This is a genomic window from Flavobacterium daemonense, from assembly GCF_007341385.1.
GTDB lineage: Bacteria > Bacteroidota > Bacteroidia > Flavobacteriales > Flavobacteriaceae > Flavobacterium > Flavobacterium daemonense.
Genome location: NZ_VJYD01000005.1, coordinates 210,183 through 234,301, shown reverse-complemented (window position 1 = coordinate 234,301; position 24,119 = coordinate 210,183). Strand labels below are relative to the sequence as shown.

At 32.0% G+C, this 24,119-nt stretch carries 18 protein-coding genes; 3 read left to right on the top strand and 15 right to left on the bottom strand.

Annotated features, from left to right (window positions below; translation table 11 throughout):
* Positions 1-4: 4 nt before the first annotated feature.
* From FND99_RS08915 to FND99_RS08845, 15 genes are all read right to left on the bottom strand, one after another.
* Positions 5-1,225, bottom strand: coding sequence for a DUF4249 domain-containing protein (locus FND99_RS08915; protein ID WP_144337617.1), 1,221 nt, complete (start codon positions 1,223-1,225; stop codon positions 5-7).
* 11 nt (positions 1,226-1,236) lie between these two features.
* The gene (locus tag FND99_RS08910; protein ID WP_144337616.1) at positions 1,237-4,002 is read right to left on the bottom strand and encodes a TonB-dependent receptor; all 2,766 of its coding nucleotides are present in this window, start codon (positions 4,000-4,002) and stop codon (positions 1,237-1,239) included.
* A gap of 3 nt (positions 4,003-4,005) precedes the next feature.
* Complete coding sequence (locus FND99_RS08905; protein WP_144337615.1) at positions 4,006-4,776, bottom strand: hypothetical protein; 771 nt, start codon at positions 4,774-4,776, stop codon at positions 4,006-4,008.
* A 202-nt stretch (positions 4,777-4,978) separates the two neighbouring features.
* On the bottom strand, positions 4,979-6,697 hold the full coding sequence (locus FND99_RS08900) for a hypothetical protein (RefSeq protein ID WP_144337614.1): 1,719 nt from the start codon (positions 6,695-6,697) through the stop codon (positions 4,979-4,981).
* Entirely contained in the window at positions 6,685-7,926 is a 1,242-nt protein-coding gene (locus FND99_RS08895) for a DUF4249 domain-containing protein (RefSeq protein ID WP_144337613.1), read from the bottom strand. The genes FND99_RS08900 and FND99_RS08895 overlap by 13 nt, the downstream gene beginning before the upstream one ends.
* Before the next feature lie 4 nt (positions 7,927-7,930).
* On the bottom strand, positions 7,931-10,669 hold the full coding sequence (locus tag FND99_RS08890) for a TonB-dependent receptor (protein WP_144337612.1): 2,739 nt from the start codon (positions 10,667-10,669) through the stop codon (positions 7,931-7,933).
* Positions 10,670-10,687: 18 nt separating this feature from the next.
* Complete coding sequence (locus FND99_RS08885) at positions 10,688-11,407, bottom strand: hypothetical protein (protein WP_144337611.1); 720 nt, start codon at positions 11,405-11,407, stop codon at positions 10,688-10,690.
* Positions 11,408-11,676: 269 nt separating this feature from the next.
* Complete coding sequence (locus tag FND99_RS08880; protein WP_144337610.1) at positions 11,677-13,185, bottom strand: hypothetical protein; 1,509 nt, start codon at positions 13,183-13,185, stop codon at positions 11,677-11,679.
* A 167-nt stretch (positions 13,186-13,352) separates the two neighbouring features.
* Complete coding sequence (locus FND99_RS08875) at positions 13,353-14,525, bottom strand: DUF4249 domain-containing protein (RefSeq protein WP_144337609.1); 1,173 nt, start codon at positions 14,523-14,525, stop codon at positions 13,353-13,355.
* Positions 14,526-14,543: 18 nt separating this feature from the next.
* Entirely contained in the window at positions 14,544-17,303 is a 2,760-nt protein-coding gene (locus tag FND99_RS08870) for a TonB-dependent receptor (RefSeq protein ID WP_144337608.1), read from the bottom strand.
* Between the two features lie 14 nt (positions 17,304-17,317).
* Complete coding sequence (locus FND99_RS08865; RefSeq protein ID WP_144337607.1) at positions 17,318-18,031, bottom strand: hypothetical protein; 714 nt, start codon at positions 18,029-18,031, stop codon at positions 17,318-17,320.
* Between the two features lie 347 nt (positions 18,032-18,378).
* Positions 18,379-20,514, bottom strand: coding sequence for a polyribonucleotide nucleotidyltransferase (locus FND99_RS08860; protein WP_144337606.1), 2,136 nt, complete (start codon positions 20,512-20,514; stop codon positions 18,379-18,381).
* A 167-nt stretch (positions 20,515-20,681) separates the two neighbouring features.
* Positions 20,682-20,948: a 30S ribosomal protein S15 gene (gene rpsO, locus FND99_RS08855; protein WP_007804772.1), complete on the bottom strand. Its 267-nt coding sequence runs from the start codon at positions 20,946-20,948 to the stop codon at positions 20,682-20,684.
* Positions 20,949-21,069: 121 nt separating this feature from the next.
* The gene (locus tag FND99_RS08850) at positions 21,070-22,104 is read right to left on the bottom strand and encodes an energy transducer TonB (RefSeq protein WP_144337605.1); all 1,035 of its coding nucleotides are present in this window, start codon (positions 22,102-22,104) and stop codon (positions 21,070-21,072) included.
* 37 nt (positions 22,105-22,141) lie between these two features.
* Positions 22,142-22,597 carry a GAF domain-containing protein gene (locus FND99_RS08845; RefSeq protein ID WP_144337604.1) on the bottom strand — a complete coding sequence of 152 codons (456 nt, stop codon included), beginning with the start codon at positions 22,595-22,597 and terminating at the stop codon, positions 22,142-22,144.
* Positions 22,598-22,668: 71 nt separating this feature from the next.
* Between FND99_RS08845 and xrtF the strand changes: the two genes are divergently transcribed.
* From xrtF to FND99_RS08830, 3 genes are read left to right on the top strand one after another with little or no spacing between them, the layout of a single operon-like run.
* Complete coding sequence (gene xrtF / locus FND99_RS08840) at positions 22,669-23,205, top strand: exosortase family protein XrtF (protein ID WP_144337603.1); 537 nt, start codon at positions 22,669-22,671, stop codon at positions 23,203-23,205.
* Complete coding sequence (locus FND99_RS08835) at positions 23,195-23,641, top strand: exosortase F system-associated membrane protein (protein ID WP_144337602.1); 447 nt, start codon at positions 23,195-23,197, stop codon at positions 23,639-23,641. Before xrtF ends, FND99_RS08835 begins: the two co-directional genes overlap by 11 nt.
* Before the next feature lie 45 nt (positions 23,642-23,686).
* Complete coding sequence (locus FND99_RS08830) at positions 23,687-24,085, top strand: HYC_CC_PP family protein (RefSeq protein ID WP_144337601.1); 399 nt, start codon at positions 23,687-23,689, stop codon at positions 24,083-24,085.
* Positions 24,086-24,119 lie beyond the last annotated feature (34 nt).

Sequence of the window (24,119 nt, the reverse complement as noted above, 5' to 3'; positions counted from 1 at the left end):
TTTTTTAATCTATCCAAAATGCAGGTTTAATGTTAGATGAAATACTGGTACAATCGCCACAAGGAGAAGGAACAAATACTATAGCCGACATATCGTCTAAGGCTCCATAATATACCTTTTCTGGTACTGGTGATTGAATTAATGCTAATATGGTGTATCCTGCACAGCCTTTAGAAGTCCAGCAGTTTGCCAATAGTTGTGTTCTGCATTCTGTATAAAATGGCGGATACGGATCTGTAGGAAATAAGTCTCTAAAGTTGAAAAAGATTCGTTTTGAAGAAACCGAAGAAACTTCAAAATAACCAACAACTTTCTCTTCGGGATCATCATTATTTTTAATATTTCCATAATTGAATCCTGGTTGTACCTGTGAAAATAAACTAGAGGAAGTTGAAAGTGTCTTTAAAGTTTTATAATACGTATAAGATTCTGAATTTTGAACATATTGGCGCACTAAAATACTATAGCGTTCGTTAATAATAGGACTTTTAATGTCTATGAAACGTATTGGCAAATTGATGCGATCTTCGTTTTGACCAGCATTACTGACTAAAATTAAATCATCTGATTTTTTTGTTGTATAACATACTCTTGTTTCCTTGTCTCTGGGTACAATTAAATAACTAGGATATTGACCAGTGCCGTTTGGGTCTACTATAAGCTTGTCTGGATTCCAGCTTGGAGAAATGACTTTATAAGTTTCCTCATATTCAAATCTATAAAATTTTGAACTTGCGGTAGGATCATTACTAGTTACAAGTATTTCCGCACCTTTGATGCCATCTACCGTAACAACTTTTGGTTCGACATTGATTTCGCTTACAGATGTCAATGTTTGCAAAGTTGAGGAATAGGATTTTCCATCTTTTGTAGTGATATTTAATTGATATGATCTTCCTGGAACTGCTTGAAAAGGGTCTTTTGAAACATAAAGGCCTGAGAAATCTTCAAGCTCAAAACTATAGTTATTATTATCACTATCTGTTACATAAACATTTGCGCCTTTTTCAAATTCTTGTTCTTTTTCTCCCAGGCGGTAAGTGCGACTCACTTTTATTTCTTGTTTCTTTAATTCGTTTGTAATATTTGCTTGAACAACCAATATGCTTTCGAAAGTATTTGATTGAAAAACATATTGTTCCGTACAACTACTAACAGAAAAGCAAAATATCGCAAAAAATAATATTTTGTAAAATTGATTAATATAATGGGTTTTAAATTTCATTACAGTATTGATTAAAATTTAACGTTATAAGTTATGGTCGGAATTGGCACAGAAAATATAGAAGTTTTGTATGCTTTTATTTGTCCATCTGTCGTTACAAAAAATATCGAGTATGGATTATTTCGGCCTAAAACATTATAAATTGATATATTCCAGAAGCTATGCGATAACTTTTTTATTTTGTGATTTCCTTCAATATTAAAACCAATATCAAGTCGATAATAATCAGGTATTCTGTATTTATTTCGGTCGCTATATAAAGTATATTCCATACCATTATAAATATAGCTTCCTACTGGAAATGTGATAGGTCGTCCAGATTGATATACAAAATTACTAGATATACTATAACGCTGTGTAAATTTATAATTTAGTACTGCGCTTACCTCGTGCGGTTTGTCAAAGTTTGTTGGAAAATAATGTCCATTGTTGACCTTTTCATCAAGAAACTGACTGTCCGATTTTATAAAAGTACGTGCATAAGTATAACCTAACCAACCATTAAGTTTTCCGGCATTCTTTTTTACTAAAAATTCAACACCATACGCTTTTCCTTCTCCTTGCAATAATTGCGTTTCGGTATTTTCTTGCAGCATTAATTGTGAGCCGACTTTATAATCCAGAAGATTGTATGATTTTTTATAATAGCCTTCAACGCTCAATTCGACATTGTCATTATCTAGATTTTTGTAAAGTCCTAAAGAAAATTGATGTGCTTCTTGAGGTTTGATGTTCAGATCAGACAATTTCCAAGCGTCGGTTGGCGATTGCGTCGTATTGTTTGTTAGCAAATGTATGTATTGATAGGTTTTGTCATAACTTCCTTTAATTGACAAATCATCTGTAAATAAGTAACGCATTGCGATTCTTGGCTCAAATCCACCATAGGTTTTTATGACTTCATTTTTTTTGTAATAATTTGTGGCAATAACATTGTTGTCGTTTATAGGGGCGTTTTCTTTATAAACTTGTTGTGTGGATTCTCCAAGTGCAGAATAGGTCGAATATCGCAGCCCGAGACTAATTTGTATTTTCTCATTCAAAGTATAATTGTCAGAAAAATATAAAGCAGATTCGAGCGCTTTTTCATCGTCAATTTGTATCGGAATAATGGTAGATTCCGCTGTTTTTGGGTTCAGATATCCTGGTGCAACATTGTAAAGTTTACTCGATAAACCATAATTAAATGCGTGTTTGCTGTTTAGCGAATAATTTGTATTTGCAATAAATTGCGTTTCGTTTAATTTATAGCCGTAATCAAACGAGTTTGCAGTTCCGTTATCAAAGTCAATATTGAATTTATAATTGCTATTCGTAAAAATAAAGTCCGTTTTAGTTTTGTTGCTGAATGCGTGGTTCCATTTTAGGGAAATCAAGGCATTGCTGTATTTGTAAACAGAGTCGGAAGAAATACTGAAACGATCTTTGCTATAATACAAAGTTGTTTCAACATTATTGTTTGGATTTATTTTATGATTGTATTTTATGATTCCGTCAAAAAATGCTGCTTGGCTATTTTTTAAATTTTCGTTGTCTAATTGTTTTAAAATCCATTCCGAATAGGTAGTTCGTACACCAACCAAAATGCTTGCTTTGTCTTTTACAATTGGAGCTCCAATCGATAAATTACTCGTTACAGAACCAATGCCAGCTTCACCAGAAAATTTTTGAGGATTTCCGTTTTTTGAAGCAATATCAAATACAGAAGACAATCGACCACCAAATCTAGCAGGAATGCTTCCTTTGTAAATGTCAACTTTACTTGTCGTATAAGGGTTTACAGCCGAGAAAAAGCCTAAGAAATGCGATGTGTTATACAAAACAGCATTGTCTAAAAGAATTAAGTTTTGATCATCTTTTCCTCCGCGAACATTAAATCCAGCAGAACCTTCTCCTGTAGTTTTTATACCGGGCAAAGTTGTTGCCACTCTAAAAATATCTCTTTCACCAAGAACTAATGGAATGTTTTTTATTTTTTCAACATCAATGGTAGAAACTCCCGCAATAACATCTTTTACATTTTTGTCAGCGTTCTTTTTAATTACTACTTCATCAAGTTCATTGATGCTTTCGTATAGAAAAATATCAAGTGTCCCATTGTCATAAACCATAATAGTTTCGGTTGCCTTTTTATGATTTACTAATTCTACATCTATATAATTTAATCCATACGGAACAGTCAATTTATAAGAGCCGTCATTATTAGCGACCGTACTTATATTTTTATCACGAACTCTTATTGTTGCATTAGAAAGTTCGTTTTTTGTTTTGATGTTTTTTATAAAACCAGAAAGCACATACGATTTTAATTCGCTTCCTTTTCTCTCTTTACCAATATAGATTATTCCAGATGCAGCTTGACTTTTAGCTATACTGTCGTATTGCTGATGAAATACTGGTTTTGCTGTATTTTGATTTGCTTGAGAATTTTCTGGAGTCGAAAAATAATTATCAGGGAGCGAGCTGTGGATCGTGCTGTTTTTTGATAGAATTACTTTTTTATCGATGATATAAAAATTCAGAGCCGTTTTTTCAAAAAGGCTGTTTAGTAAATCATTAAGCGAAATATCGGTGTAACTTTTTGTAATCAAATTAGTTTCATCAGCAAACCAGTTTTGGTCATAGTAAAACTTATAACCTGTTGTTTGTTCAACTTTTTCTAATGCTGTTTTTAAATTAGCATTTGAAAATTCAATTGAAATTTTTTCGTTTTTGTCCTGACTAAATGATACTGTATAAAAAGCTAATAAAAATATGGTGAGTATAATTTTTTTCATTTTTTACTTAGATTCATTAGGGAGGAAATTGTTTATTTCTTTGATTAGATTCTCGACAAAAACTTTATTATCGACTTCCTCTAGCTGCTTATTTGTACTGTAATAATTTTTTATTTTGCTTTTCAGTTCGGGGAAAATTTTGATGACATCACTTTTTGACGCTATCTTATAATAGGTGTCTTTATATTTCAATACAAATTCATTTTTTTCTGTAAACGTGTCAGTAGAATTCTGCACATCGTCTGAAACTGATTTTGTGTCAATAACTTTAGATCTATTTTTGTGATGTTTGATATAAAGAATATTGTTTTTTGAGTATACAATTTCCTGATAGTAACCACTCATATAATCTGGACACGAAGCACCGTTGTAGTTTATATTAACGAAATGTTTGTTTTGAATAGTAAAACTGGCGGTTTTCTCCTTTATAATATTAATGCCTAGATAATCAAATTTTCCTTTGGGCTTGAAAACTAAAATATCATTATTGATATCATATTTTAAATCAAGATTATAATACGTCTGATCCTCATATTCAACATCGCCAGAACTGTAATTTGCAGACACATAATAACTATGCGTGTTGTCTAGAGTTCTGTAATAGTTGATATGGCGAGTGCCGTTGTAAATAGGAAGATTTTCTTTTTCAAAAGCTTTGTCAAACCAATTATAAAGAGAATTATTGCTGGTGCTTGTTTGACTGTGAATTGAGAAAATATTAAAGAATACTCCAAATAAAATAAGGCTTGTATACTTTTTTTGATAATTTTTCAAAGGATTGTATGGTTTAATGGTTTGTTTTTGGTGATTTCAAAAATATTAAAAAAAAATCGGTTGATTTTCTTGAAAAATGTTAAATTGTAATAAAAATGCTATAATTTTTAAATAAAATGACCAATTCAATTCGTCATTGAATAAAAAACCTCTATTTCTAAAATTGAAATAGAGGTTTGAATATCTTTTTCTGTTTAAAAAATTAATTACTGTCTTTTTCTTTAATTTCTATAAAATCCTTTATAAAAACAGGTTTTCCATTTGCCGAAAATCCTTCAAGTATTACTTCGTATTTTCCTGGTGCATCAGACGCGTAAAATTTAATATTTGAGTCGATTTTCAAATCAATACTTGGCAGCCATAAAAGCTGATGTCTGTAATCTGGAATTCTTGCGTTTTTGTTGCTTGAATAATCAGGACTAAAATAGTTTTTCTTGACCTGCGGTCTTAAAATTTCTGGTCTTATGATAAACTGACCTTTCAGCTTAGTATCATAATCGCCATTTTTTGTAGAGAAAGAAACAATTCCGTTAAATGATTTCGAACCATAGTAATAAAGTCCGCGCACAACATTTACCTTATAAATAAGTTTCGGGTTGAAAGCAAAAAACTCATTTAAGTTTTCAAGAATCAATCCGTCAACAATGATCATTGCAGGAAGTGCAGATTCGTAATTTTCATCATTATCAAAAACATGAATAGAATATTCATTATTGTTTTTTCTGTAATAAACTCCTTTTAAAATTTCAGTAATGGTTTCCTCGATATTTGGAAATCTTGTATAATCATCTAATTTAAATTCTTCGGTTGTTGCGCCGTAAAAAGGAATTGGAACCGGAGGCGTTATCATGCTGTCTTTTTTCACATCATAATAAGCATTTTCAACCTGAGTTGAAATCAATCGTTCGGTGATATTTTTTTTGAAATCCGAATTGAATTGAACAGTCGGGAAAGTCAAATTAGAAAAATCAATATTTTTTTGTTTGTCGATTTCAATTACATAATCTTCTTTTCCGCTTTCAAGAACCTGAATAATAATATTTGAATTTGGATTTTCTTTTTCTAGAATAAAAAGGAATCTTCCTTGATCATCAGTCTTGGCAATTTTTAAAACGGAATTTTTTCCAACAATAGAAAATGCTACTTTTTTGCCTTTGACGTCTGCCTTTGCCGAAGAAATTTTTCCGGTAATAATTTCACCGCGAAGTTCCGGAAATACAAATTGGCTTGTAGTAATTTCGCTGTTTTGACTCGTATTTGCATTGCTGAAAATGGCTTTGTTTTGTGCCAAATAACCATCAGCTTTTCTAACAGAAACTGAGTAATTTCCTTTAACAAATTCATCAGAATTAGATTTTATGCCTAACTCAACTAAATCTCTACAATTATAGGATTTGGTTTTAAAATCAAAAGAAATATTGCTGTTGGTTGCTGGCTCGAGCGAAACTGCGTTGTATGAAACCGTACTGCCGCTTGGATTTTCTTTATAAGGATTTATGATATAAATATCCGTCGAAAAATATTCCGGCGTATTTTTGTTCAGCATCCAGTTTGTGTATCCAACCAATTTATAGCTTCCGCTTTCTAAGGTAGTCGGTATAAAGAAATCGCCGCTTCCAGCTCCTTTAGTAAGGAACAATTTGTGAGTAAAAACGGTTTTTTTGCTATTATCGATGAGTTGTACATAGGCTATTTTGCTGAAAATAGAAGCGGTATTTGCCGTTTTGTCTATGCAGAATATCTCGTAAAGCAATTTTTCTCCTGTCAAGAAAGAATTGGCATTCGTACTTATATAAATTGATTCATCAATTTTTTTGTCGGTGATATTTAGCTCATTTACAGAATTGCTCTTTTGAGCAAATACAGTTTGCTGATAGCTAAAAGCTAATGCTATAACTAATATGTATCTTAATCTATCCAAAATGGTGGTTTTATATTTGATGAAAATGAAGTACAGTCGCCACATTCTATAGGGTATATAACGTAGCTGGTAGGAAATTCGGTAGGATAATAAACTTTATAACCACTAGAAAGAAATGATAAAATTAATTCTCCTTGACATTTAAAATCTGGATTCTTATTGAAACAGTAACTAAAGATATATGCTTTCGCTTCTTCTTCAGTAGCAAATTCTGTAGGACAATTATATGGATATAGAGGTATCGGTTGACCATCCAGTAAATCTTTGAAATTAAAGAAGATTCTTTTCTCTGAATAAGAAGATACATCAAAATAACCAATAACTTTTTCTCCAGGATTATCAACTGATTTAATGTTTCCATAGAAAAAACCTGGCTGTGTTTGTGATAAAATGCTTCCAGATTTTGAGATTTCGTTTAGTGTTTCAGAAAATGTATGGGCAGCAAGATTTTGAACATATTGTTTTACTAAAATACTGTATCTATTCATAATAATAGGATCAGTGCTAGCAATAAAACGCACAGGGAAATTAGTAACCCTGTCTTCAGATAAATCGGTGGTACTGGTTAAAAGCAGTTCGGTTGAGTTTTTAGTTGAATAACAGACTCTCACGTCTTCAGTCCTATCTTCAAGAACAACTTTTCCAGGCGGGTAAGAGCCAGCAGGATAATAAACAACAGTGGCTTTTTGTGGATAATATTTAGGAGCTACAATTTTATAAGTTTCTTCATATTCGTATCTATAGTAATGCGAGTTGTTTGTTGGATCATTGCTGTTTACAGTGATTTCAACGCCAAGTTGATTGTCTTTAGTTACTTTGTTGGCTTCTACACTCGAAATTTCAGTTTGCTGAGGCAGCTTCTCGGTGGTTGAAATATAGCTTCTGCCATCTTTAGTGCGAACATGTAATTGATATTGTCTGTCTGCTACAACTTGAAATGGACTTACAGAAGTATATATATCAGTATTTTGTTTGAAATCATATTTGTTTCCAGCATTATCTGTGACAAAAACTACTGCTCCGGTTTCAAAAGTCGGGCTTTTTTCATCAAGTTTATAGGCTCTACTAACTTTAACTTCTTGTGTTTTATTTTGATTTGTGATGGTCGATTCAATTACAATGATATCTTCATATGCGCTGCTTGACTGATAGTTGTAAGGTGTTGTACAGCCAAATACCGCAATGAATATTGTTGTTATTAGAAATCTATGTAGAAAGATTTTTTTCATAACGTTAAAATTTAAAATTATAAGTAATAGTTGGTACTGGAACTGCAAAAATTGAGGTTTGGTATGCTTTTATCTCGCCTTGTTTAGTTACAAAAAAGACAGAGTAAGGGTTGTTTCTTCCTAACACATTATAAATAGAAATGTTCCAGAAACTATGTGCTAATTTTTTTATTTTATGATTTCCTTCAATGTTTAATCCAATATCTAAACGGTAATAATCAGGTATTCTGAATTGGTTTCGATCAGTGTATAAAGTGTATTCTGCTCCGCTGTAGTAATATTTTCCAATAGGATACGTAACCGGTCTTCCTGTTTGATACACAAAATTAGAAGAAAAACTGTAACGATGTGTGAACTTGTAATTCATTACAATGCTGAAATCGTGTGGCTTATCAAAATTACTCGGAAAATATTCGCCATTGTTTACCTTTTCATCATTAAACTGACTATCAAGTTTGATTAATGATCTTGAATAGCTATATCCAACCCATCCGTTAAGACGTCCAATAGATTTTCTTAATAAAAACTCGATTCCATATGCTTTCCCGTCACCTTGAAGCAATTCTGTTTCTAAGTTTTGATTTAAAAGAATCTGTGAGCCAACTTTATAATCTAAAATGTTTTTAGAAGTTTTGTAATACCCTTCAAGACTTAATTCAAGATCCTTGTATTCTAATTTTTTGAAAATTCCAAGGGAATATTGTGTGCCACTTTCTGGTTTTACATTCAAATCAGATAATTTCCAAGTGTCAGTTGGTGCCTGAGTCGTGTTGTTTGTCAGCAAATGAATATATTGGTAATTTTTGTCAAAACCAGCTTTCACAAAAAGGCTTTCATTAAAAATATAACGAAGGCCAATTCTTGGCTCGAAACCTCCATTTGTTGTAATAACTTCATTATTGCCATATGTTTTTTGCTCAATTACTGTCGATGGAGTTTTAGGAACTCCGTCTTGATAAATATTTTGCGTTGATGGTCCAAGTGCCATATAAAATGAATATCGAGCTCCAACATCTAAAAGCAATTTTTCAGAAATTTGAAATTTATCAGAAAGAAATGCGGCAGATTCCAAACCTTTTTCTTTTTCGATTGTAACTGGTTTTACAATTGAGTTTTCTCCGTTTGGAGATAATTCTCCCGGATTTATTTTATAAAGTTTGCTTGCAATTCCGTACGTAAGTTTATGGCTGCTGTTAATCTCGCTCGTGAATTTAAAAACGGCCTGACTTTCGTTGATTTTATATTTCATCAGAAAAGATTCAGGGTTTGCAGACTGATAATTTATGCTGTATTTGTATTCACTGTTCGTCACATTAAATTCGCTATTGTTTTTCTCATTGAATGCATGTTTCCATTTCAATGAAATTAAGCGGTTGCTGTATTTAAACAAAGAATCGGCAGTTAAAGTATAAGAATCTTTGCTGTAATATGCTGTTCCTTCAACTGAATTGTTTTTGTTGATTTTGTGATTGTATTTGGCAAACAAATCATAAAAAGAAGCATGGCTGTTTTTTAATCTTTCATCGTCCAAAGTCTTTAAAATCCAGTCCGAGTAAGTAGCTCTCCCTCCAACCAACAAACTTGCCTTGTCTTTTACAACAGGAACAGAAACAGTAAGATTGCTCGTTACAGGACCAATTCCGCCTTCTCCTGAAACTTTTTCAGTATTTCCATTTTTAGAAATAATATCAAAAACAGAAGACAAGCGTCCGCCATATTCAGAAGGAATTCCTCCTTTGTAAATATCTACTTTGTTGATTGTATATGGATTAATTGACGAGAAAAAACCAAAAAGATGTGTAGGATTGTAAATTGTAGCATTGTCTAATAATACTAAATTTTGATCTTCTTTTCCTCCTCTAACATTAAATCCAGAAGATCCTTCACCCGCTGTTTTAATTCCAGGAATCGTTAAGGCAACTTTTAAAATATCTCTTTCACCAAGAACTAGCGGAATATTTTTTACGCCTTCGGCTTCAATTGTAGTTACTCCGGTAATTGCAGTTCGAATATTTTGGCTGTCTTTTCCTTTAACCAAAACCTCGTCCAGCTGATTGATTTTTTCAATAACAGAAAAATCTAATGTACCGTTGCTGTAAATCATGATTTTTCTCGAAGTGTTATTGTAAAATAATGATTCAACTTCAATTGTGCTTAATCCAGTTGGAAGCTTAAAGCTGTAAAAACCATCAGCATTTGTAGTTGAAACTATAGCTGTATTTTTTACTTTAACATTAATATCTGCCAATGGTTTTCCGTCTTTCAAATCGGTGATATGACCAGACAAAGTATAAAGATCAACGTCTGATTCGGCAGCTTCTTTACCAATCAACGCAATCGGAGCCGTCGTGCCTGATTTGTCTTTTTTAACAGAATCATATTGCTGGAAAAAGATAGGTGCATTTGCATCTTTTTTGTTGTTTTGAAACTTGTCGTAAATGATGCTGTTTTTGGTTAAGATGATTTTATTCTTATTAATATAAAAATTAAGTTCAGTATCTTCTAAAACTTTAGTTAGAACCTCTTCGATCGATTTGTTTGTATAATCTCCAGAGATCAATACATTTTTGTCAAACCAATTTTCTTGGAAATAAAATTTATAAGAAGTTGAAGCCTCGATTTTTTCCAAGACAGCAATTCTGTTTATGTTATTGAAAGCAATGTTTATTGTATTTTTTTCGCCTTGTGAATGCAGTAACTGATTAAAACCGAAAAATAATAAAAGGATAGTAAATATTCTCATATGCTGTTTCTTCAAGTTTTAATTATTGATAAATTTCATTAGGTTTTTCATGAATAGTGCGTTGTTTTCCTTTCTAAGGTTGCGGTTCATGAAATAGAAATCATTTATTTTTCTTTTGCTTTCAGGAAACAATGCGATAATTTCTTTTTTGTCATTCACTAAATTGAATTTGTTTTCTTTCCATAAGATAAATTCATAGCGAGGAATATATTCAATCTCGTTAACCTCTACCTTGGCATTTTTCTTTTTGTCTTTATAATATTTGATATAAAAGACTTGATTGTTGTTTAGTGGGATTTCCTCGTAATAACCGCCTTTGAAGCTAGTATTATTCAATTGTTTTAAGTTGACAAAAGTTTCATTGCCAATCTTGAAATAGGTAATGTTTGACTTTACGAGATTTATTTTTGTAGTGTTTTGTTCATCATAAGGACGAAGAACAAGTTCGTCAGCATAGATGTCATATTTTAAAAACAAATCAAAATAGTTTTGGCCATTATATGTGACGCTTCCTTTTTTGAAATCATTCGTGCCGTAGTAGCGATGCTGGTTTTCGACAGTTTTGTCAAAGTTTAAATGAGCTGGTCCATTTTTAATATCTAATGCGTCAATTCCTGCATTTTTATCAAACCAGTTAAAGGTTTCAATTTCTTTGACGTTTTGGCTATGTATGGAATAAATGTTTAATAATAATCCAAATAAAGTTAGGATTATTATCTTATTTTGGGAATTTTTCAAAGGTTTGGTGGATTTTTGGTTTTGTTTCGGTTGATTTCAAAAGTATTAAAAAAAAGTTATAAATAACACTAACAACTGTTAAAATGTAGTATAATTTTTAGTTTTTGTGTAAAAACTCTTTTGTTTCTATTAAATTATTGTTTTAGAATACGAAGGAATTTTGAAGGAAAAAATGACGCTTCAAAAACGAAAAACCCCAATTCATTCGGTTGAATTGGGGTTTTTCATTATAAGTTTTCGAAACTAAAATTTCTTTTCAGCAGATTTTTTTATTCGATTTTGAATGTTTTATAAAAATGAACATAATTTCCTGTTTCGGTAATTCCTTCCAGCTTGATTTCATACGTTCCAGAAATATCAGAAGCGTAAAAAGGAATGCTCATTTCGGAATTTGTAAAAGCGATATTTGGTTTCCAAAGCAGTTGGTATCTGAAATCAGGAACTCGTTTAAGACTGGTAGATGTTTCATATTTTGGTTCAAAATATACTTTTGAAGGTTCGGGTCTTAAAATCGTTGTCTTCAAAATATTTTTATCATTATAAATCGTTGCAAAATCTTTGTTTTTTGTAATAATGCTGACAATTCCATTGAATATTTTTGGACCATAACAATAAGGTCTGTCAACAACACTAATGCTTTCAATTTGGTAGGCATTGTAATTCAGAAGTGCATTTATATCTTGAATTTGCAGTCCATCAACCAGCACCAAACAAGGTTCAGGAGATTGAGTAATGTTAAATTTGTTATTGCTTAAATAGAGTGAAGGAACTTGGTTGTAATCTTTAAAATTTAGTTCGACAACAATTTCAATTATGGTTTCTTTAAAGGTTCTGAATCTTTCGAAATCATCAAGATTGTATTTTTTTTCGGTAGGTTGAAAAAAGAAATCCGTATTACTGGCTTCAATAAGACTGTCTTTTTTTTGCGAAAAATACACGTTTTCAACCTGAGTGGCCAATGAGCGTTCTTTAATGGCTTTTAGGTTTTTACGAGAAATATAAGTCTTATTGGAGAAAATTAAATTTGATAAATCCGGACTTGGCGTTTTATCAACTGTAATTTCATAATTTTCTCTATCAAGTTCTGATAATTGCACGTAACAATTTGATATATTGGTTGGTTTGTCTATCAAAAAAGTGAATTTTCCGTTGCTGTTTGTTTTGGCAGTTTTAAAAATGAAATTTTTTCCAGGAATAGAGAGCGTAACGGTTTTAGAACTCAAGTCGGCGTTTGTGGCTTTTGCCTTTACATGTCCTGTTATAATTTCACCTCTTGTTTCTGGAAGTACATTTATGTCTTGTTTTAAATTTGGATCAGCAGTAAAACTTCTATTATTTGCAGATTCAGGTATAAAATCTAGTTTTCTAATATTTAAAAAATAGTTTCCCTTGTCCAATGTTTTTGGAAGTAGTAGAGTTGCTTTTTCTCTCTTAGAATATTTTTCTTTATCAAGATTCAAAACAATGTTTTCAGATGTATTTTTTGTTTCGTTTTTATCATCTGAAAGATTTGAAGACGTGCTGTCAATAACCATATTCATATGTTCTTCAAACGGATCTATAATCGTGAAGTCCTTTTCAAAAAAGTTATTTTGACTGTTATTTAACATCCAGCTTGTGTAAGCAATAAGTTTATAATTACCTGTTTTTAATGTTGTTGGAATAAAATAATCGTCTGATCCAATTCCGTTTTTAATGCTAATTTTATGCTTGATTACACTTTCTTTATGATCATTGATTATTTCCACATAAGCCACTTCGCTTATATCAGAAAACACAGTCGTTTTGTTCAAGCAGTATAATTGGCAGTATAGGGTTTCGCCGGTTAAGACCACAGAGGTATTAGTTTTGACTATTACTGATTCTGTACTCAGAACAGTTTTGTTTTGAGCCGTGCTTTTGTAAACGAAATTCACTACTAACAGTAGAAAAGCTAATTTTATATTTAATTTTCCCAAAATGAAGGTATTACGTTAGAAGAAAATGATGTACAATCGCCGCATTCTTTTTCAACCATATAGAATCCAGACGGAGTCAATCCCGGACCATCTCCAATATAATCATGTGTTTTAAACAGGTAATAATTAGTTTTTTCGATCTCAGAAAAAAGGTAGAGTCTGGCGTTGCACGTTGTAAAATATTCGGTTGGCTTTTCTGAAGGGAAAAAGTCTTTGAAACTAAAAAAGATTCTTTTTTTAGCGACCGATGCAACTTCAAAATAACCAACAACTTTTTCATGTAAATCTGATGTCGATTTTATGTTCCCAACGACATATCCGGGCTGATTTGGCGATAATAATTCTCCTGAATCGACCATTTTTTTGGAGGTAAAATAATAATCATAAGCGGCTTGACTTTGCGTGTATTGCGAAACCATTATGCTATAGCGATTTGTTAACATGTAATCTGTTGCGTTAATAAAACGAATAGGATATTTTACGCGATCTTCAGTCAAATCCGTCGTAGTAGTTTGCCTTATTCCTGTGGAGTGTTTGGTAGTATAACAAACTTGAATGTTTTCTTGAACAGGAACTTTTACGTAATTATAATGTCCGTTTTGCTGTACTACTGTAATGCGTGTATCAATAGGATGAGGGGTAATTATTTTATAAGTTTCTTCATATTCGTAACGATAATATTTAGATGTATTTGTTGGGTCAAAACTTAGTACGTTTACTTGAATACCTTGTACGCCATCTTTTTCGGCAACCACTGTTTCTAAATCAATAGTGTTTGGTGTCGTTAAAACTTGAGGTGACGAAACATATGACTTTCCTGATTTTGTTGTTATTTTTAATTGATAGTTTTTATTTGGTTCTACTTTAAATTCATCTGCCGAAACATATTTTCCATCTTTTTCGTCAAAACGAAATGTAGTTCCGTCGCTCACAACAACAGTTACGTTAGCACCAGATTCAGGAATTTTTATGGTATCGTTTAAAAGTCTTGTTCTTGCAATGTTTATTTCCTGATATTTTAGTTCGTTTGTCAACGTGGCTTCAACGGTCATTGCATCTTCAAAATCTTGATTTTGATAGATATATTGTTCTGTACAACTTGACAAAACTGCAGTTGCAAAAAGCATTATTGTCGTTTTTTTGATAATTGAGAAATTCATATTGTTGTGATTAATGAATTAAAATTTAATGTTGTAAGTTATCGTCGGAATTGGAACAGAAAATATAGATGTTTTATAAGCCTTGATTTTTTTATCTTCAGTAACAAAATAAACATTATACGGATTGTTTCTTCCAAGAACATTATAGACAGAAAGATTCCAGAAACTATGCGCAAGCTTTTTTATTTTGTGGTTTCCTTCAAAGTTAAGGCCAATATCCAATCTATAATAATCTGGAATTCTATATTGATTGCGATTACTGTACAAAGTAAAATTCTCTCCCACAAAATCATATGATCCAATAGGGAAAGTGACAGGTCTGCCGGTTTGATAAACAAAATTAGTCGACAAACTATATCTCTTTGTAAATTTATAATTTAAAATAGCGCTAAAGTCATGTGGCTTGTCATAATTCGTAGGGAAATATTCGCCACTATTTATTTTTTCAGAGTCAAATTTGCTGTCTAATTTTATTAAAGCTCGAGAATACGTATAACTCAACCAGCCATTGAAATTTCCTTTTTCTTTTTTGATTAAAAATTCAACTCCATATGCTTTTCCTTCACCTTGAAGAAGTTCGGTTTCTAGGTTTTCGTTCAAAAACAATTCGGCGCCAACTTTATAATCCAAGATATTTTTTGAACGCTTATAATAACCTTCCACACTCAGTTCTAATGATTTCTCGATTATATTTTTGAAAAGCCCTAACGAAAATTGATTAGAAGATTGTGGTTGCGTATTTAAATCTGAAAGTTTCCATACATCCATTGGAGATTGAGTCGTATTAGTTGATAGTAAATGCATGTATTGATACGTTCGGTCAAAACTTGCTTTTACAGAAAGATCCGGAAGTATGAAATAACGAGCAGAAACTCGAGGTTCAAAACCGCCATACGTTTTTATTGATTCATTATTGCCATAAGTCTTAGTGTCAACAACAGTTCTTTCAGATTTTGGCAAATCGTCCTGATAAATGTTTTGGGTAGAAGGCCCAAGTGCAGAATAAAACGAATAGCGCAAGCCTAAATTGATCAAAAGCTTGTCATTGACTTTATAATTTTCGGTGAAAAACAAAGCAGATTCTAAAGCTTTTTCTTTTTCGAGTGTTTTGTTTTTAATTTGCGAATCGCCGTTTGTTGGTTCTAAAAAACCAGGATTTACATTGTATATCTTGCTGCTGACGCCATAATTAAATGAATGCTTTTCGTTGAGATTGTATCTCATTTTATAAACAAACTGAGTTTCATTGATTTTGTAGCCGTAATCAAATGATTTTTCAGGTTGAGAATCGTAATCGATGTTGAATTTATATTGACTATTAGTAACAATCAATGAAGATTTATTTTTGGCATTGAAATCATGATCCCATTTTACTGTTGCTAATAAATTGCTGTATTTATAAATAGAGTCTGAATTAATGCTGTATTTGTCATGACTATAATACAAAGAGGTTTCCAAATTGTCTTTTACAGTAATTTGATGATTGTATTTTAAGAGTATATCATAAAATGAAGCTTGGCTATTATCTAATTGAGGATCTTTAATGGTTTTCAAAATCCAATCAGAATAACTTGCTCTACCGCCAAATACCAAGCTTGATTTTCCTTTTACTACCGGAATTTCAAGCGTAACGTTGCTCATTACCGGGCCAATTCCTGCTTCACCAGCAATTTTTTCGGTATTTCCGTTTTTCGATTTAATATCAAAAACAGAAGAAAGACGACCTCCAAACTCTACAGGAATACTTCCTTTGTAAATATCGGCTGATTTTGTTGTAAACGGATTTACGGAAGAAAAGAAACCTAAAAAGTGCGATGGATTGTATAAAGAAGCATTGTCTAATAAAAACAAGTTTTGGTCATCTTTTCCTCCGCGCACGTTAAAACCCGCGGAGCCTTCTCCTGCCGTTTTTATGCCCGGAAGGGTTGTAGCAACTTTAAAAATGTCTCTTTCTCCTAAAATTAAAGGCACATTTTTGATGTTTTCGATATTGATGCTTGTAAGACCTGCAACTGCTGAGGTCATCGTTCGCGTTCTTTTATTTTCGATGACAACTTCTTTCAGCGCATTTACATTTTCGTTCAAATTAAAATCAACTTTTCCGTTGCTGTAAAGCACAATCTTTTTAGTCTGTGACTCATGTTTGATCGATTGCGTTTCGATTATATTGATTCCGGCAGGAACTTTAAAACTATAATAACCATTTTCATCAGTAGTTGTGCTTATGTTTTTGTCTTTTACTTTTAGCGTAATATTATATTCCGGTTTTCCAGAATTTCTGTCTTTGATATAGCCAGAAAGTGTGTAGAACTGTGCGCCATTTATTAATGATTGTTTTCCGAGAGAAATAATGGAATCTGAATCTTTTTTTGAATCATTTAGGTATTGTTTATTGTAAATCGGAACGATTTGTGAATTCGGATCTTTGCTCGTATTGTTGTCAGCATTTTTAAAATAATCCTCCGTTAAGTTGTTTGATATCAAAAGACCATTGCTTAGAATAATACTGTTTTCGACAATAGTATAGTTGATGGTCGTATTGTTAAAAATGGCATCTAAAATTATTGAAATAGAAGTATTTTCAAATTCGCCTGAAATAAGTTCATTATTGGATAGCCATTGATCCTCAAAATAGAAGTGAAAAGAAGTAGTTTGTTCAACTATTTCAATAGCTTTTTTTCGCGTTACATTAGAATATTTTACAGAAATGTTTTTTTCTTGAGAAAAAAGAAAAATTGGCAACAAGAAAAATAAACAGAAGATAAAGTGCTTTTTCATTTAGATTTAGTAGCTTATAAATTGTTGTCAATAAATTTTGTCAAATCTGCTTTGAATTGGGAGGGATTTGTCTCTTCTTGAATTTTATTTTTTTTGTAATACTCTTTTACTTCTTTTTTTAGTTGCGGAAATGCTGTGAGAATTTCTTTTTCTGTATCTACAGGTATAAATTTCGAATTATAAAGAAGTTGGTAGTTGCTGTATTCTTTGAATTCAGTGTATAAGGTGGTTTCAATAATGGTTTCTTTAGCAGTTTTAAAGTGCTTAATATATAAGGAGAGATTCTTGCCTAAATATTTCTCTTCATAAAAACCAGTGATGTCTTTAGGGTATTTGTATTTTTTGTCAATATTGACAAACTTCTTTTCTCCAATTAAAAAATAATCTGTTTTTTCATTTATGAGAGTTATACCAAATGCGTTATTGTTCTCAAATGATTTGACAAGCTGATCTTTGTAGATGTCATACTTTATAAGAGTGTTTTCATACAATTGATTGTCATAAAAAACACTTCCGTTCACGAAACTTTTATCTAGAAAATAATTGTTGCTATTTTTTAAATTGTATGAATCAATATGGATTATGCCGTTATTGATGTTTAAAATCTCTTCGCCAACTGTTTTGTCAAAATAATTGGAGACTTCTTTCTTTTCATTAGTTTGAGAAAAACTATTGCTTGAAAGTAATAGAAAGATGATAATTACTGTTAAGTAATTTGTATTTTTCAATGGCAGGCTTTTACAATATAGTTTGAATTTAAAGGGGACAATAAATAATGTTGTTTTAATTCTGGACCTTGTAATACCCTTTCTCATCAATATTTTAGTTTTTGTGTAGCTATTTTCTATATAAAATTACGTTAACAGCTTTTTTTTAACAAATAAATTAAACCAACAACATTGATTTTTAAACCAACAACATCTTTTAAGCTATAATGTGTTATCTCAAACGTTGTAGGTTGGTTTTAACTGTTTGATTTTAGGTCGGAAAGTAACTTTAAAACTGAAAAACCCCGTTTCATGGTTATGAAACGGGGTTTTTGCTATGAATAAACCTTTAGTAAACTAAGATCTGATTACTCTTTTTTCTCCTCACGTGGAGGTCTTGGAACAAGTGCTTTTTTAGACACTTTTTCTTTTTTAGTTTTAGGATCAATTCCTAAGTATTTCACTTGGAAAACATCTCCTAATTTAACTACATCAGCAACGTTTTCAGTACGTTCCCATGCAAGTTCAGATACATGAAGCAATACTTCGTTTCCTGGTGCAGCAGTATATTCAACTACAGCTCCAAAGTCAAGCATTTTAATTACTTTAACTTCATAAGCTTCTCCAACTACAGGTTTGAAAGTAATAGAAGCAATTTTTGCTAATACTGCTTCAATTCCAGCAGGATCTGTACCTAAAATTTCGATAACACCTTGTTCGTCAACTTCATTGATAACGATAGTTGTTCCAGTAGCTTTTTGTAATTCTTGAATTACTTTTCCGCCAGGTCCAATTAATGCTCCAATAAAGTTTCCAGGGATAGTTCTTGTAATGATTTTTGGTGCGTGAGCTTTTACGTCTGGTCTTGGAGTTGCGATAGTTTCAGTTAATTTTCCTAAAATGTGTAAACGTCCATCACGAGCTTGAGCCAAAGCTTGCTCCATAATGTCATAACGTAAACCATCAATTTTGATGTCCATTTGACAAGCTGTAATACCGTCAGCAGTTCCAGTTACTTTAAAGTCCATATCTCCTAAGTGATCTTCATCACCTAAAATATCAGACAATACAGCAAATTTCTCTCCGTCAGTAATCAATCCCATAGCAATTCCAGAAACTGGTTTTACCATTTGAACTCCAGCATCCATCAAAGCCATTGTGCCAGCACAAACTGTTGCCATAGAAGAAGAACCGTTAGATTCTAAAACCTCAGAAACAACACGAATTGTATAAGGACAATCTGCAGGAATCATATTTTTTAAAGCTCTTTGAGCTAAGTTACCGTGACCAACTTCTCTTCTTGAAGTTCCTCTTAATGGTTTTGCTTCACCAGTAGAGAAAGGAGGGAAGTTATAGTGCAAATAGAATTTCTCTTCGCCTTGTTCAGATGGAGAATCGATTTGGTTTGCTTCTCTAGATGTTCCTAAAGTTACAGTTGCCAAAGCTTGAGTTTCTCCGCGAGTAAATAAAGAAGAACCGTGAACTCTTGGTAAATAATCAGTTTCACACCAAATTGGTCTAATGTCTGTAGTTTTTCTACCATCTAAACGAACACCTAATTCTAAAACTACATTACGAACAGCTTCTTTGTTTGTTTTGTAGAAATATTTAGAAACTAAATCACCGTCAGCAGCTAATTCTTCTTCAGTAAATAAGGCTTTAACTTCTTCTTTTACTTCAGCAAATGCAGCACCTCTTTCGTGTTTAGCTGAACCAACTTTTGCAATAGCATAGATTTTATCGTATGCTGCGGCTTTTACTTTTGCGTAAATTTCTTCATTTTCTCTCTCTCCTTCGTAAGTACGGATTTCTTTTTTACCAAAAGCTTCCTGTAAACGATATTGAGCTTGAATTTGAACTTTGATAGCTTCGTGAGCAAACTTAATAGCTTCGATCATTTCAGCTTCTGAGATTTCTTTCATCTCACCTTCAACCATTGCTACAGAATCCATAGAAGCTCCAATCATCATATCGATGTCAGATTTTTCTAAATCTTCTCTGCTTGGGTTGATAACCAATTTTCCATCAATACGTGCAACACGTACTTCAGAAATTAAGTTATAAAATGGAATATCTGACACAGCTAATGCTGCAGAAGCAGCTAAACCAGCTAAAGCATCTGGCATAACTTCTTCGTCGTGAGACATTAATTGAATCATAACTTGAGTTTCAGCATGGTAATCGTCTGGGAAAAGCGGACGCAATACACGGTCAACTAATCTCATTGTTAATACTTCGCTGTCGCTTGGGCGTGCTTCTCTTTTAAAGAAACCTCCAGGGAAACGACCTGCTGCTGCAAATTTTTCGCGGTAATCTACCGTTAACGGTAAAAAATCAACGCCTGGGTTTGATGTACGAGCTGAAACTGCTGTTGCAAGAATCATAGTGTCGCCCATTCTTACTACTACAGAACCGTCAGCTTGTTTAGCTAAACGTCCTGTCTCGATTGTGATGCTTCTTCCATCACCTAAATCGATTTTTTCTACAAATAATTGTGGAATCATAAATTTTTTCCTTTTTGATTATACAATGGGTTTTAGTTGTGTTGTAGTGTTGTTGTGTAGTTGTTGTAATCTAAAACCCAATGAAAAACCAAACTTTTTCTCTTGTAATATTATGCGTGTAATGTAAAAACAAAAAGAGGCACTTTCGCACCTCTTTTCTATATTGATTATTTTCTGATATTCAATACTTTGATAATCTCACGATATCTGTTAATTTCTTTCTTTTTCAAGTAATCTAACAAAGCTCTTCTTTTACCTACTAATAGTACAAGAGAACGCTCAGTGTTGTAATCGTGACGATTTTTTTTCAAATGCTCAGTTAAGTGTGAAATTCTGTAAGTGAACAATGCAATTTGACCTTCTGCGCTTCCAGTGTTTGTTGCACCACCGTGTTGTGCGAAAATCTCTTCTTTCTTTTCTTTAGTTAAATACATTCCAATATTATTTAATGATTTTTATGTATGTCAATACAACTTTTGTAAGACGGGTGCAAAATTAGATTAAAAAAACAAAAAAATCAAACAAAAATAAAAGAAACTGAAAAAAGATTTCTTATTAGAAATTTTTTAGCAGATGTTCTTGATACCCGTTTCCTGTATTATTAATCTCATTCTCATAAGGTGGAATTGAATTTGTTCTTCCTTTTGTTTGAATTGTTATAGGGATTGAATATAAAACAGCTACAGGCATTCCTCTGTTTTTTCCGGGAACCCACTTGCCGTAACTAACAATTGTTTTAACCGCTTCTTCTCCCGTACCGTAACCAATATCTCTCAGAATTCTTAATTTGGTCGGATTTCCATCTTCGTCTATTACAAAACCAACATATACTTTTCCACTCAATCCCTCTACTTTTGGTATTTGGTAACGGTTGCCTAAAAACCTGTAAAAATGCGCAATTCCTTTAGCTGGAAATGGTTTTTCAAGTATTGTTTTATAGTCAAATTTGTTCCCGTTTTCATCGGTGCTTGTTCCTGAAATGAAGACTCCTTCACTATAAGATTCTGTAAAGCTATATTTTCTTTTCAGATTTTTTCCTTCCCAGACCCCGTTTTTTTGTCCGTTTTTTATTTCTCCTTTTTCATAAAAATGATCTTGTGATTCTTCCATTTGACCATTTCCATCTTTAACCGTCTGCTCTTTTTCTGGATTCCAGAAGTTATTTATTTTAGCTTCGGTTACTTCTTCCTTATTCTTTTTTATGGTAACGTATTCTATTTCCGATTTTATATTTCCGTTTTCGTACCAATTAAATTCTTTTCCAACTTTTTTACCGTTCGAGTAGTTTTGCACTGACTGTTTTTTTCCGTTTTCATAATATGAAATGAATTGTCCATCTCTTTTTATGATGTCTTTATTTAAAGTGGTGCCTATTAATTTTACAGCTGATGATTTGTAAAACTCTTTAAAAGAATAGCGTTCTTTGTCTGAAAAATAGCCTTCAACAAGTCTAGAATATTTCGAATTTTCAGCCGAAGTTTCTGCACCAACCGAGTCAAGATAAACTAACTTGCTTACAGGAGCTTGGGGTTGCGAGAATAATTTAAATGAAATTAAAAGAAAAAATAATAAACGTAAAATTGGTTTCATGGTAAGGTTTTATAATAGCCGTACCAAAGTAGTATTTTTAATACAGCTTAGCAACCTCTGCATTTACAAATTCTAAAAATCTTTCGTCAACCTCTGTAAACGGATCAATAACATGACTGTCAATATCAATTTGGCCAATATTTACTCCATCTACAAAAAGTGGTACAACGATTTCTGATTTTACAGTGAAACTGCAAGCGATATAATTATCTTGTGCTTTAACATCGGGAACAACAAAATTAGCATTGCTTTCGGCAACTTGACCGCAAATTCCTTTTCCAAACGGAATAACAGTATGATCAGTTTCAGCGCCGACATAAGGCCCTAAATGAAGTGTTTTGGTTTCGTGATTGGCAAAATAAAAACCAACCCAGTTGTAGTACTCTATATTTTCGTTCAACAATTGACAGATTGCCAATAGTTTTTCGTCTCTAACGGTTTTTGTATCAGCTACAATAGCGCTTATTTTTGGTTGTAATTCTTGAAAAGTCATGATAAATAAATTTTATACAAAAGTATTTAAAGCCTGACTTAAAAAATACATAAATTTGAAAAAAATTCCCGTTGAAAAAATATTTAGTACAATTTAAACCTTTCTTGATTTTTATAGGCACTTTCTTCGCTGCTTATATTTTACTTACAATAGTTTACAAATTGTATTTGAATAGTTTTGATCCAATTGATGTTGACGGAATTTCGAGAATTGTTGGGAGAAATGTGGAGTCCTTAATGCTTCTTTTTAATTGTGATATCCATATTGTAAAAAGCCTTGCACAACCTTGTTTAGAAGTTTGGTACAATAATAAGTTTACCATAAGAATTATAGAAGGCTGTAATGCTGTCAGCGTTATAATTTTGTTTATTTCATTTGTGTTGGCTTTTTCGGGAAAACTCAAAACGACATTGTTTTTTATTTTATTTGGAACACTTTTTATTTATGTGCTGAATATCATCCGAATTGCGCTTTTGACAGTTTTGCTTTTTAATTATCCGCAACATGAACATATTTTGCATGGCGTTCTTTTTCCGCTGATTATCTACGGAATTGTTTTTTCTTTATGGGTAATTTGGGTCAATAAATTTTCAAAATATGCTAAATAAAATTGCAGAAAATAAAACCAAAATTTTCTTTGCAGTTTGCATTATAATATGTTTTGGTGTTATTCGGGCGTTTGAAAAAAGTCTTTTCTATGATCCTTTTTTGGAATATTTTGAACTAGATTTCAAAAACCTGCCTTATCCAGAAGTTGATGGGTTAAAACTCTTTTTCGGACTTTTTTCCCGATATTTTTTAAATACAATTTTGTCACTGGGTTTGATTTATGTACTCTTTCGAGATATTGATATCCTAAAGTTCAGTGCATTTTTATATGTTTTTTTTCTGATAATTCTTTTTGCCTCATTTTTTGTTATTTTGAATTATTTTCCAACTGCAAATTGGCTTCTTTTTTATGTAAGAAGATTTATAATTCAGCCCATATTTGTTTTGCTTTTTATTCCTGCTTTTTATTATCAGAGCCAAAATTTAAAAAAATAACAAATCATTAAATCTTTTTCCGGTCTTTTTAGATAATTTTGCGGTATGAATTTAAAAAAGTGCACAGGATTATTTTTAGCGTTCCTTTTGTTGGTTTCCAACATTGGGTTTGCATTTGATGTGCATTACTGCGGAGGCGAAATCGCTTCGGTTACTTTAAAAACAGCTGTTCAATCTTCTCCAGAAAAAAAATGCTGTGGAGAAAATGAAAAGAAATCATCTTGCTGCAAAGACAAAGTAGTTCATTTTGAAAAGAAATCAGATAATGCTACTTTTAAAATATTCTTTTTTCAGCTTGATTTTCCTGCTGTAATTCAGCAATATAAACCAATTGCTTTTTTATCAGTTCCAAACTTTAAAAGCAATCAAATCATTTCGTATTATTCTGATGCGAATGCGCCCCCCTTATTCAAGTTATATAACCAATATATTTTTTATTCCTGATTTTAATGTTTAGAGTCAAGTCAAATCTATGGCT